Annotated in this window: 12 protein-coding genes; 1 reads left to right on the forward strand and 11 read right to left on the reverse strand. The window is 53.7% G+C overall.

The window, feature by feature from the left end; translation table 11 throughout:
- The first annotated feature begins 26 nt into the window (after positions 1–26).
- The gene (locus R0135_RS13975) at positions 27–2246 is read left to right on the forward strand and encodes an SPOR domain-containing protein (RefSeq protein WP_407347534.1); all 2220 of its coding nucleotides are present in this window, start codon (positions 27–29) and stop codon (positions 2244–2246) included.
- A 48-nt stretch (positions 2247–2294) separates the two neighbouring features.
- Here the strand turns inward: R0135_RS13975 and R0135_RS13980 are convergent, their stop codons facing one another.
- From R0135_RS13980 to R0135_RS14030, 11 genes are all read right to left on the reverse strand, one after another.
- A complete protein-coding gene (locus R0135_RS13980) occupies positions 2295–3683 on the reverse strand; it encodes an LssY C-terminal domain-containing protein (RefSeq protein ID WP_407347535.1) in 1389 nt (462 codons plus the stop codon).
- Positions 3680–4792, reverse strand: a complete 1113-nt coding sequence (locus R0135_RS13985) for a hypothetical protein (protein WP_407347536.1) — start codon at positions 4790–4792, stop codon at positions 3680–3682. The genes R0135_RS13980 and R0135_RS13985 overlap by 4 nt, the downstream gene beginning before the upstream one ends.
- A 74-nt stretch (positions 4793–4866) precedes the next feature.
- The gene (locus tag R0135_RS13990) at positions 4867–6258 is read right to left on the reverse strand and encodes a Na+/H+ antiporter NhaC family protein (protein WP_407347537.1); all 1392 of its coding nucleotides are present in this window, start codon (positions 6256–6258) and stop codon (positions 4867–4869) included.
- A 43-nt stretch (positions 6259–6301) separates the two neighbouring features.
- Positions 6302–7147: an N-formylglutamate amidohydrolase gene (locus R0135_RS13995; protein WP_407347538.1), complete on the reverse strand. Its 846-nt coding sequence runs from the start codon at positions 7145–7147 to the stop codon at positions 6302–6304.
- A gap of 63 nt (positions 7148–7210) precedes the next feature.
- Complete coding sequence (locus tag R0135_RS14000) at positions 7211–7702, reverse strand: DUF1993 family protein (RefSeq protein ID WP_407347539.1); 492 nt, start codon at positions 7700–7702, stop codon at positions 7211–7213.
- 101 nt (positions 7703–7803) lie between these two features.
- Positions 7804–8439, reverse strand: a complete 636-nt coding sequence (locus R0135_RS14005) for a LysE family translocator (protein WP_407347540.1) — start codon at positions 8437–8439, stop codon at positions 7804–7806.
- A 40-nt stretch (positions 8440–8479) separates the two neighbouring features.
- Entirely contained in the window at positions 8480–9280 is an 801-nt protein-coding gene (locus R0135_RS14010; protein WP_407347541.1) for a GGDEF domain-containing protein, read from the reverse strand.
- A 175-nt stretch (positions 9281–9455) separates the two neighbouring features.
- Positions 9456–9848 carry a DUF952 domain-containing protein gene (locus R0135_RS14015; RefSeq protein ID WP_407347542.1) on the reverse strand — a complete coding sequence of 131 codons (393 nt, stop codon included), beginning with the start codon at positions 9846–9848 and terminating at the stop codon, positions 9456–9458.
- Between the two features lie 84 nt (positions 9849–9932).
- The gene (locus R0135_RS14020; RefSeq protein ID WP_407347543.1) at positions 9933–10649 is read right to left on the reverse strand and encodes a Tom37 metaxin N-terminal-like domain-containing protein; all 717 of its coding nucleotides are present in this window, start codon (positions 10647–10649) and stop codon (positions 9933–9935) included.
- A gap of 154 nt (positions 10650–10803) precedes the next feature.
- Complete coding sequence (gene truD / locus R0135_RS14025; RefSeq protein WP_407347544.1) at positions 10804–11784, reverse strand: tRNA pseudouridine(13) synthase TruD; 981 nt, start codon at positions 11782–11784, stop codon at positions 10804–10806.
- A gap of 15 nt (positions 11785–11799) precedes the next feature.
- Positions 11800–12585 (reverse strand): creatininase family protein, encoded by a 786-nt coding sequence (locus R0135_RS14030; protein WP_407347545.1) that lies wholly within the window; start codon positions 12583–12585, stop codon positions 11800–11802.
- Positions 12586–12795 lie beyond the last annotated feature (210 nt).

Consider the following 12795-nt stretch of genomic DNA (forward strand, 5'->3'; position numbering starts at 1 on the left):
CGTTCTGTCGGATGCGCCGCAATACTATGCTTAGTCTTACTCGCCCCGTTGTTCCTGTACGCAAGGGCTTTGTGCTCCCACTGTTTTTGTCTTGGTCCGGGCAATTCTGCGCGGTGTCTCTATTTATCGTCTGGCAACTAGGCCTTGAGACAAGTGCCGAGGATTTTGCGTCACCCGTCGCGGCAGAGGTATCCACCAAGACAACAGAGGTGGCCGTTCCCCTTCGTCTTGACTACCCCTTGTTGCAGCAACTCCTGGTCGCAGAGCTATTTACCCAGCCCGGTGTCAGCAGGGAGCTTCTCAGTGATCCCAGTGCTTGTAGTGAGATAGTCCTGAGCGAACCGGTTTTGTCCCCTCGAGATACCCAGCTGGAAGTTTTGGCCGATCTGCGCGCCAAGATAGGGGTAGGGGCGAATGGGGCTTGTGCAACACTCTTAAGCTGGGAGGGCCGAATTGGAGTTGCGGGAATCCCGGAGACCATGAGTAATGGAACCTCATTGGGCTTTGTGCCAGAGCATGTGTGGCTGCTGAGTTCCACGGGGGTACCGGTCAGCAACGATCGCCTGCTGCAATTAGCGCAAAGCAGTGTGCGATCCATGTTCAGCCAGTTTACCGTTGATCTCGCGCCGCAGCTGCAGTCGGTAAAGACCCTCTTACCAGAAGCATTGCCGAGACATTCCCGGGGGCAGATACAAGCCTTGCTCGACACCCTGCGGCTCGGTGATCTGCGGGTCACTCCCGAGTCTTTAGAGACAGACATCCTGTTTGTCGTTGACGCTGCATCCGAGCCCCTGCAGGCGGAGCTTGCTCTTAGCAATGCCGAGCTCGCCCGGTGGGAAGAGCGTTGGCAACTGATGGATTCGGTGCTGGTATTAGCGGTAAAACACTACGCGGCTGCTACGCAGCTGCAGGTTTTGCGTGACGCACTTCTCGACGTGCTAATAGAGAGTCGTTACCGACTTCGAGATGCACTTGTGGAGGCCCCTGATGCAGAGGGCGATGCGGTGCGCGCCTGGTTTTTACAAAGCTGGCAAGCCCTTGCTCCGGTCATCAGGCGTATTGGTTTGGAGCAGCCGGGGCAGGAGCCTTTACTGCTATTTAGTGTCGTTGCCTCGACCGACGCGCTGGCTGCCCTGGATGAGCTTGGCCCAAGTATTGGGCTGGATATTTCTGCCGATGGCCTGCGACGTCTGGCAAGAATGATTAATGGTGACGCGGGTGACGCACTGCTGCAATACTCTGATGAGGTGGATCCCGAGTTGAGAAGTCTGCTCGAAGGTAGTCTTGAGGCTGCTTCGCCGCCGTCAGCCTGGAGACTGGATTTCTCCTTGTTTTCAAAGGCGATGGCGGCGACTCCAGACAGTCTTAATAGTTGGGCACCCAAGCGAGAGGATCTGCCCGAATACCTTCCACAGGTGGCGGCCCTACTAGAGGCCTCGGCCAGCACGGCTATGGCCAAGAAAAACCTGGACCCAGCGTATGAGGAACTGTTTCGGCGATTGGTGCTCACCACTGCCTGGCAGGAGAGTTGCTGGCGACATTACGTAGTGAGCGACGACAGAAAGTTGGTGCCGCTGCGTTCAGGCACTGGCGATGTTGGCCTCATGCAGATCAACGAGCGGGTGTGGCGAGGATTCTATAGTCAGCAGCAGCTTCGCTGGGATATCGGTTACAACAGTATCGCAGGAGCAGAGGTGTTGCTCGACTACTTGCTTAAGTACGCCATACGCAAGGGCGAGCATAAGCAGCCGGGCGGCGCCGTCAATCTCGCACGAGCCAGTTACTCTGCCTACAACGGTGGCCCCAGCAAAATATCGCGCTACAGAAGTAGCAAAGCCTCGGCGTATGGTAAAAAAGTGGATGCTGCGTTCTGGGAAAAGTATCAACAGGTCGCCGCCGGCGACGAACTCGCAGTGTCACGATGTCTTGGCGGTGATCTCAGCGGGCCTGCCGTCGCGAGTCGTTCGTCCTCACAGCAGACTCGGGCACCGCGCGGAGGCACTGCTTCCCAAGCTCCGGAATACTTCACGCTCCAACTGGGTGCCTTTAGCGCAGAAGAATCAGCGGCCTCTTTTATTGCTACGAACGCTCTTGCTGCAAAAGCCAGGGTTCAGCGGCGAAGCAAGGGCGACACTGGTCAGTATCTGGTGATTTACGGGAGTTATGCGACAAGGGCACAGGCAGACCAAGATAAAGAACGTCTTGCCAAGTTCCAGCCTTGGGTACGCCGATTCGGAGACCTTTGATTTCGCGTCGATACTGATCTAAGGCATCTCGCCGTTCGGCGTGAGCTTTTATTGCGGTGAATCCAATGTCTGAAAGTTCTCTTCGGCGTCGGCTGATTGACCCTCTAATATCGGCGCAGCAGAGCGCTCCCATAAAAAGCTCCGTACTTGGGAGTAGGGAACCGGCGAGTCCGACAAATGAATAACCAGGCGTAGTCCATCACTAAAATAGCTGTCGCCCACAAGGTTAACGGCGGGATCACTCATTGCGGCCGCTTGCGAACCTTTGACAAAACCCATGGCTTCTACAAAGCCACCTGCCAGTAAAGTGTGCAGTAGGTATTCTCTGGCCAAATCGACCTCGGGATCGATGATATGAGTAGTTAAAGATGAGGACTTTGATGTCACTTTGATGCCAATATCCCGACTGATTTGACCCACCCAAACCTGCTGTCCAGCGTAGCTGAATGGTGCCAGCCATAGCCGCATGTGATTGCGCTCGGCGATACTCGGACGTCCCCGCTGAAGCGCGAGATCCTGTTTACGCCCGAATAAAAAAAGATCGCTCACCGGCGCCACCGGATAGGGGGTCGATGCAAGTGTGGCGCCAATGAGATTAGTGATGCTTTTAATACTGAGCCGGTGGGTGAATGACCAGCCAGAGCGGGAGAGCGAGTTGAGTACCTGTGATGAGTCGCCGATGATGGCAATATTCAGTGGGTCGCCCAGAGCATCAGCGTCAGCATTGGTAGAGCAGCATGGCAGCGTTCGAAGTTCGGCGCGAAGTTCATCAAGCGTGAGCTCTGGGAGTGTTTGCCCTGCGTAGGTGTGCTGAGTGTCGAGACGTTCATAGTCGAAAATGCCGTCGGGCAGTGGTATGGCAAAGTCAAAACGGAGCTCCAGGTCTTTGGCTTTGATGTCCGTTTCCCCGGCTTCCTGGGCGGCCCGCCGGGCGATTTCTACATCGTAGATATCCTGGCCCAGTCGAATATCGACGTAACGACCGCCCAAGGCCTTGGGCGCAAAAACAAAGCCCTGTGTGACTGATCGGGGTTGAATCTGGACGCGCATGGACTCATCGCGAAGCCGTTGTCTAAAGACCGAAAAATCGTTTTTGGGCAACTGCGACTTATAAAGGATTGCCACCTCGTCGGGTGGGTAGATGTCCAGATCGAGAACCGTGCGCAAAAACCAAAAGCGATATGGGGATTCGTTTTTTACACTCACCCAAATTGCCTGCAAATCACGACTGTTTAAATCAATGCCAAAGTGCTGCTCTGCCTGTTCGTCCGTGAGTATTGCCACCGAAACTTCGACGTCTTCGGCTTGCTTGGATTGCATGCGCTCCAGGCCATCGGGAACCACTAGCGGCGCATAAGACCAGGACGAGCATCCGCTTAGGGCAAGCAGCACAACCGCGAGACTTAAGCGAATTGCTATTAAGCGATGTCTGATCATTGCTGAGTGTCGGTCCTCGTAGTATCCATATCAGCGTTTGTCTTCGCTAAGTCAGCGATGACGAAGCTCACAATCGTGTGCCATAAGCGTATTCTAGGGAAGTCATTGTTGACAACGAAATCAGGTATTGGCGTATTGTCGAGTGTAATAGGGACAGTCACAGCCCAGTGATCGGCGTTGACGTAACCAAGTAGTGAGCTGCCGGGTAATAGTTGGTCCCAGTGTAGTAACGCGCCATCGTTGATGGGATGTACGACGCCCAGCACTTTATAGCTTGAGCGAAGTGCTCGGGAGACCCGCGAGGGTTCCGGGGCAGTGATTAGGGAGTAGCTGGGGACCGGCAGTGGAAGATGGTCGCGTAGCCATGCGTGGCGGAGCACAGGTCGTAGGCTTTCCATTGCCAGCCCGTCTCCGTCATCACAATCGCCGTAGGGACTGAAATGAAAAAGCTGCGTGGTTGTGCCGGAGTCATTCTCGGCTACGGGAGACCCGCCAACCGCGCCGGCAACACTAACAAAGGCAGCTGTTCGATTCGCGAGTTCCGGATATTTTTCCAGCGCTACCATCATGTCATTGGCACCCTTTGAGTAGCCGATGAGGATGATCGGCCGCTGGTCGGAGCTGTCTTCCAGGAGGGTTGCTGCCACGATATCGGCATTTCGTTCGCTGCCCGAGAGACCTTCGACTTCTATCAGCTCAGCATCGTATCCGAGCTCTCTCAGTGCGGTTGTTGGTAGTTTTTCTTCGTCGATAAAATCCCGTACGCAGTCCCAACCGATGCCAAGAGCGACTGCAATGCGATAAGCACTCCGACGCTCTTCCAGCAGGGGAACGACCGCAGTCTCTGCACTTTGGCTTTCATCACGAAAACGCCGAAGCGTAATGTTGCAGTCCTCTTCGGTGAGTGCGGCTTCTGTGCCCCGCCCCGAACAGAACGCTGTGCGAAACGATGCCCGACGATCAGACACTCCAACAAGTGCCGCAGGTGCGAGGCTCAGGGGCACATAGCTTTGTGTGTCGACATCTTTGGGTAATGGTGTACATCCCACCGCAAAACCAATGGTCGATCCGAGGGCAATCCATAGTGTTTTGCGAAAATTTTTGAGCATGTGTTGTTTACAAGTCCACTGAAAACGACAGTGATGTCGGGTTTGGCGCTCGAAATGTGGTGAGTATTTACGCATCAATAGCCCAGCTGTACGCAGAGCAACAGTAAGGCCATAGCCGTAACAATGTATATCGCCCACAACGGCAAGATAAACCTCGCCCAACTGCTCCAGCTCACTTCCGCTGTTGCAAGATAAGCCAGCAAGGTGCCCGAGGTCGGGGTGAGCATGTTGGTTATGCCGTTACCAAACAAAAAGGCTACGACAGTGGTTTGTGGCGACACCCCTGAGAGCTGGCCAATGGGCCCCATGATTGGCATGCTCACAGCGGCCTGCCCCGAGGTAGAGGGGATTAAAAAATCCAATAACAGCTGACAAAAGAACATGCCCAGGGCGGAGATGCCGGGATTGTCCTGCCCGATTATTAATACCAGGCTATGTACTACTGAATCGAGGATTTTCCCTTTTTCTAATGTGATGGCGACGGCCGAAGCCACACCAATCAAAAAGCTTGCCAGCAGTACTTTTTTCATGCCGGCGACAAAAGCATCAGCGGATCCATTAAGTCCTAATCCGCTGCACGCCGCCAAGATCAGGCTTAAGGCAATGTAGTAGGCGCTGAGTGACTGATGTTTCCAGCCCCACTGCGTCGAAGCGAAGACCAGTCCGCCGATGCCTCCGAGCAGAATTAAAAGCATGGATAAATGCCGGATACTTAGTGCCGAGCCCGAGAACCCCAGATCGACGTTCGTCGAACGGGCGTGCCCTCGGATGACATAACAAAGAAACCCAATGCCAAGAGTCAGAAAAACCAGATAAAAATAAAAGCGCACCAGGGCGCCGCTGAAAATCGGTAGATTTACCAGGGGCTGGGCGATAGTTAGTGGCAATGGGTTAGTTACCGAAGCAAGATAGCCGGCCTTAACCGATATGGTGACTATGGCAAAGCCAATGATAGGCGAGAGCCCGAGCCTTTTAGCCATAGCTACCATCAAAGGAATTACCAGCAGATACTCTGAGGCGAGACCCAAGAAAGAGCTGCCGGCTGAGAAGACGGTCATCAGCAAAACCACGAGAACATAGACATTGCCCTTAACCAGTCCCAGTAAGCGCTCTAGTCCGGCATCAATGGTTCCGGAGTCGCGTAGAACACCGAACATTCCTCCGATGATCAGAACCATAAAAATGAGTCCCGAGCCTCTCTCCAGCCCCTCGGGAATGGATAAAAGCACCCCCGAGAGACTTACAGGTTTCGCGGAGTGAATTTCTGCTTCGACGCCGGTATCAAACAGGGCCTTAAGGGATACGTCTTTCTCGAGCACCTGATAGCTGCCGGGCACTACGAGCCGGCCATTTCTCTCAAACTCGCCAGAGTCCAAGACATAGCTCAGTCCCATCGCGAGCAGCAGAATGCCCAGCAATATGATGATAGGGTTGAGCGCTTTCTTATCGTCTTTGAGTCGTTCCATAAGTCGTTCTACGTTTGATGACTTAATGCCTAACCGATCTGGTTCAGGCAGCTGTATGCGCAACGAAGTCGGCGATCTGTTGGCTTATCGTAAACAAGTCTTTTTTGAACGCCGCGTAATTTTCGTTGGGCGAGAATTTCTGTTCGTTCATGTACAGCGCGCGATTGATTTCAATTTGCATGCTGTGACGATTGTTAGTCACATCGCCGTAGTTGCGCACCAGGTATCCGCCTTTGTAGGGCGAATTTCGGACCACGCTGTACCCAAGCCTGACAAACGCTTGCTCAATCACGTCAATGAAGTCGGCTCCAGCGCTGTGGCCATCGTTATCGCCGAGCACCACATCTGGGCGCAGAGCTCCACTGTCAATGTTCATGCGGTTGCCTCGGGACTTCATGGAATGACAGTCAATGTGCCAAACGCCAGAAAATCGCTCATGCAGCGCGTCCAGCGTTGATTTGAGTTGTTGGTGGTAGGGTTTGTGATACTCGTGAATTCGAGTGTGTATCTGCGAAAGTGAAAACCGAGAGTCGTACATGGGCACGTCGGGCAAGGCGAGTCGGCGTATCAGGCCCATGCCACGCTCGCTATAGGCTGTGGGATTGATTCCCTCTAAGGGGCCCTCCAGTAGGAGAGGGTCTATGTCGTCAGGCGCACGATTCAGATCAACGTACATGCGAGAGTACCGTGCGGACAGCAGGTGTCCTCCAACGGCCGGCACGCTTTCCCAAAGGTCATCTACAAACAGGTCGCAGCCAGTAAGCAGCTGCTCGGGTTGAACGCGAGACACAAAGTCCGATGGAAAAAGCTGTCCGCTGTGAGGTGAGTCGAAAACAAGGGGCAGTGTATGAGATGCCTCCGGCGCCGCAAAAACGAATGTATCAGTCATGGCCTGGTTGTCGCTGTACAGGGCTCGCAATTATTTTGCTCATTACTGACTAACCGGCTTTCGCTAAGCAGCCCCGAGAAAGTCCCGCTTGCCGATTTCTACGCCGTTGTGACGCAGAATGTTATAGGCCGTGGACATATGGAAATAAAAGTTCGGCGCGGCAAAATTACTGAGATAGGTAGAACCCATAAACCTTGCTTCTTCGGGCCCGAACTTCAGAACAACCTCTCGTTCCTCGGCTCCCTCAAACCCGGCTTCCGGCACTGACTCCATAAACGCTATGGTTTTGTTGATGCGTTCCTGAAGTTCTTCGAAGCTCGCCTCTGAGTCTTCAAAAACAGGGTTCTCAGTTTGCGACAGCCTGGCTGCAAGGCCCTTTGCCGTATCACAGGCGATCAAGACGTTACGGATCAGGTTCAGCATGTCAGGAAAGAGCCTGGCGTTGAGTAAAACGTCTGGATCAATGCTCCGGTCGTCACAGTGAGTCGCGGCCGTTTTCAGTATGGCGGCTAGACTGCGAAGGGAGTGGGTATAGCCAGAAACGGGAGATTGCATGAAGGAGATCCTTTTAAGAAAAGTGCGTTAGTTGCAGAGTCTGTCGGCACGCCTCGACGCGATGAAGTATGTCACTAAACAGAAACATCATGACGAAGTATTTAACGCCCCTGCAAGATGAGCCAGGCGCCAACGGCAATCATAAGAGTGCCTGCAACGCGGTTGATAATAGCGACGTTACCTCGATGTCTCAGGAGTTTTCCCAGTGCTTTGCCGCCGGCTGCATATAAGGTCATGCAAAGCAGTTCAGAAAGCATGATCACCAGCAAAATTATTGCAAAATGCACATTAAGTAGCTGTTCGCCGGTTAGTAAAAACGGCGGCAGAAGGGCCATAAAAAACGCCCAGCCCTTTGGGTTGGCAATAGCAGTAACAAAACCCTGAGTGATGAGAGAGCGCCGGCTTACTGTGACTGAACCTGCCAGTGCTTCGGCGTGTATCGCCATGCTGCCTCGAGAGCGCCACATCTGAAGCCCGAGCCAGCCCATATACAAGCCGCCCAAAAGAGTGAACGCGGCAAACCCACGCGGATAACGTAGCATTAGGCTTGCGACACCGATGCCGCTCAGCGTCGAGACGATGGCCACGCCTGCGACCTCTCCTGCCATCATCCACGCAGTGCGTCGTAAACCCACGCTCATGCCAAGACTCATTGCCAGCGTCATACACATTCCAGGCGTTGCCGAGATCAGCAGCATGGTGGGTATAAACAGCAATATTTTGGTTGGGTCGATCATGGGAGAAGTACGCTCGGAGGCTCGCATTGAGCCGTGCTGATTAAACGACGCGTCCCGCTACCCGAACACTCTGTTCGCGATTGGAGCTTTTGGTCGCGTATAGCTGTCGATCTGCTCGCGCGAGGGCCTGCTCTATGGTTTCTTCCTGGTTTTGCATTACGGCACCGATACTACTGTGGAGCATGACGGAATGCTTGGACTCGGGTACATCCATCGTGAAGCGTTGGCATTGCTCTTCGATTTCGCACTCTCTGTTCCGCACAAGGGTATCGCTCCCTGTAACGACAAAACCAAATTCGTCGCCGCCAAGCCTGCCGACGCAGCCATGGCGCTCAACCGCTGATTGTAATCGACGAGCAAGCTCTATAAGAGCCGCATCTCCCGCTGCATGCCCAAGGGAGTCATTGAGTTGCTTAAAGCGGTCACAGTCGAGAATGCCGACAAGGCATGTTGTAGCATCGGGAAAGTCGATGTCGAGGCGTTCAATGGATTGAAAAAAACCACGACGATTTGCAACTCCTGTAAGCACGTCGGTCGTTGCAAGGCGTGTTGCAGCCTCAACGGCTTCTTCCAGGCGCTGCATCAAGCACACCAAAACCAATGTGGCAGCCGGGGCGCAAATTGATGGGACTACGATAGCGAGAAGTAATGGAATGGCCAGGCCCTGCACGTAGCCTTCGGACCCGGCATACAAGGGCCAGCAAACGGCCATCGTGATAGCAACCGAGGTCACGACCGAGCACACGGTCACCAGTATGACGGCTCCAATCAGACCGTGGTGCTGGTATAGGCGCATTAGTTGCCGCTCAAGAAGCTTGTGTTGCTGTCGCTTTTCGCTCATGAGGCTACTGCTGTAACGAAGACAGCCTAGATTAACTGATAGCTTAAAAAATAAAAACGAGGTGTCGCTATGTAAGGATAGATGGCGTTGATTACGTATCGATGTCAGAGTAAGAGCGGCCACAGACAGGGAGCTGTCTGGACTGCGTTGCAGCTGGCAGCGTTTTTTTTTGGTTCTACTGAAAGATTTCCGGGAGCACCCACAAGCCATTTTTATCACGGGTGAACTCGCCTTTGCGCTCCACCATAGACAGGTCGAGGCCTCGATAATAATCAGGGTTATCACCGATCCACCTTAGATATTCGTCGTCGTCACTAAAAGTGACTTGCAGCAAAAAAAGAACTTCTCTATCTAGGTAAGGGCCGTTGGCGTAGTCCATGATCAGTTCGAGTTTAGAAAAGTGAATATATCCCTCAAGCTCAATGGATAGTGGAGAATAGACATTATCCTGGGTCAGTGTATCCAGTTCTTTCTGACTAACAATATGGTACAGCGTGGTGTCAGCAACAGACACCGTCGCGCTGCTCAAGCCGGCGATGAGCACAACTAAACTGAGGAAAACATTCATGTAAGGGTTCCTGGGGTTTTTATAAAACCTAAAGATATCATCAAGTCGTCTGCGAACGTGCGCATGAAGCGCTGGTTGTCGCCGTCAGGGCACAAGCCGCGCGTAAGTGCCAACCTCAGCTTGTATTCTCTCTGTGTAGCTACGCAGGCCCGGATACTCTTGGGCGATAGTAGAGATCCAGGTGGCTGGTTGATTATCGATAAGCCCAGACAGCAGGCTGACCACGGAAAAGTCGAATACCGTCAAGCGCTCTCCCAGCAGATGAGTTTTTCCATCTAGCGCATCCTCTAACGCGGCTAGATCGCGCCGGGCAAACCCCTGCTGTTCCTCCAGGCTGTGTTTACCGAGGCCGTGCAGAACATAAGTCTGACGCATCTGTCGCCGCGCGAGTCCTCCGATGACTGTTCGAAGCCCGAACGGAAACGCGCTGAAGAACCCCTTCTTTACATTTACAAACCAGGCGTCATCCAGCCAGCGACTCGCAACCATTAACCAGTACAGGTGGTCATCTACCAAGCGGGTATACGCCATACCTTGACCGTATTCTCCCGGCTGTAGATTTCCGTATAAAGCACCTCCAGATTTACGATCCAGATGCTGAAAAATAAGCTCCGAGTCAGCAATGGTCTGCCCCTCGTCAACAATGAAGGGTAGCTTTCCTTTGGGGGATTTTCCGGGATCGGATTCAAGCGCTATCTCAAACTCCATCCCCAGGTGGGCTAGCGCCATCTCCACCCGCAGACAGAAGGGGCTGACGTTGCGCAGGCCAAAGGCCTCCGGGAATGTATAGAGCTTGATCATAGTCGTTCCTCTAGCGGTGGTCGCCGCTTTTCAAAACGGACACGAGTGCGTATTCGTTTGTCATATTTTTCCGAACGACTTTGATTCTCCCGCGTTCACGCGTGTCGCGCAATTGCCGCTGTTGAGCCAAAGGCTTGCCTAGCTTGAGTTACTGCTATGACGCAGCTACACATAATTCACGTAACATCGCTGTTGCGAAGCTACCTCTGTCCAGAGTGAAGGAAAGCGTTACGCCGGCCTCGTTGATTTTGCTCGATAGATTTCGAATTGGTAGACGGAAGCTTCGAGAGCCCGGTTCAACGCGGGCCTTGTCTAGCGCCGCCTGCCAGTTTTCAGGCCCGATGTTTGAGCTATCGCCCGCAAGAATGCCAGCCGGGTGAACGTCCATTGCATCGCGCCGACGCAGCAAGTCATCGTCTATTTCCGGGACCTCAAAGACACTACCGGTGCCGTCCAGATTTGCCAGATCACCGATGACGAATTCGTTCCACGTGTCTTCCTGAACGCGTTCGGCGAGCGCTTCGTTAAACAGGAACGATCTGACCGTGGATATTGCAAGACTCCGCTTGTGACGAGGTAGGCGTTTGCCAGCAGCCCAGTCGTTGGCAAGACGAAGGTTGCCGCCGTCACGCCCGAAACGCTGCTCTCCAAAGTAGTTTGGCACGCCTTCGTTTTTAATCACTGCAAGGCGATCTTCCATCGCAGTAGTGTCAGGCGTTTCATCGACACGAAGTAGGATCTGGAATGTGTTGGCCCGGTGTGCGCCGCGGCGTAGCTTTCTCTGGTGTCTTTGAACATCGACTATACGGACGCCTTGCACATCGAACTGATCCCAGGCCGGCGCGTTCCAGCGCGGAATACTAAACCACTGTCTCGTCACGGCGTGCCGATCTTTTAAGCCTGCGTAGCCAATGTCTTTAGCCGGTACATCCGCATATAAAGCAAGCTGCCGTGAGACCCACTCTGTGTTCGCGCCGGTCTTTTCGATCCACAGATAGTCGTGCTCACCATCACCGCTGAAATCCCAGCCGAGTTCCTCGGTGACTTGGAAGTCCTGTGGAATGCTCCGCAGTCGTGCAGCAAACAGAGGCGAACCATGGGCCCGGGGCCAGTGTGGTAAGTCCACGGGACTCATCTTTGGACTCCCTTATTAATTGAGTTCGGATTCAATCTGGGCGAGCGCGGCAGCCACGGCCATGTTAAATCCCGTTTCCCCAAGCTCTGCGGTGGCCAGTGTTGGATCGCCGATGACGCCATCGATGTCGAATCCCTTGCCAGGCTCCATCGCTTCGACCCTTACGTGTTCAGGAGCGATGTAAAGAAGCGTCGACGTGTCGTGCAGGCCTGCATGAACGCCGATTTGAGACTCACTGAACCCCATTGATGCCAGGTGCTTGCGGTATCCCTGATCTTCGTACCAGGCCGAGACGTGCAGCACAGATATGCCATCAGACTGCCATTCGTGATTGAGCCTGTTCGCCACGGCTTTCATGCCCGCCTGGTTGCCGCCGCTGTCGCCAATGAGCAGGATTTTTTTAAAACCATGCGCTTTGAGGCTTCTTACCGTATGTTCAATCAGCGCTTGAAAAACTTCTTCGGGAATCGAGATGGTTCCTGGAAATAACATGTGTCCAGAGGGCGGGTCGATGTCTCCTTCTGGAACGTGAACGATAACTGGGGCAACCAGTGTCTTGCCCATCTTCCTGGCTATCGCATCTGCTCCCGCGTTCATCCTGTATTTGTGTTTACCCAGCACCACATGCGGACCGTTCTGCTCAGTACCTGCGGTAGGAATGATGACGGTGTCCGTGCCCCCATCTAAGAGCGCGCGAACTTCGGTCCAGGTCAGGTCTTCGAGGAATACCGTGTCGGGCGTTTGTGACAAACAAAGGGAGGGAATTAGCAGAAGTAAAAGAACAGGTTTTTGAAACAGCATTCAGATTCCTCGGTGCCGGGGTGTTATTGCAGCATAGCTGCGGAGTGGGTAGGTGGCTAGGCGGCGCCGGGCAGGTAGCAGTAAGCGCCGGTCAAAAGCATTTGGATGGCCTTGAACGCTATCCCCGGTATCTTTGTTAAGCGCAGGCCGAGTAAAATCCGGCCCGGCGTCTAGTAAGCACAGAGTTTAGTGTGTGACTGGCACGTTTTC

The organism is Congregibacter variabilis, from assembly GCF_045689235.1.
GTDB lineage: Bacteria > Pseudomonadota > Gammaproteobacteria > Pseudomonadales > Halieaceae > Congregibacter > Congregibacter variabilis.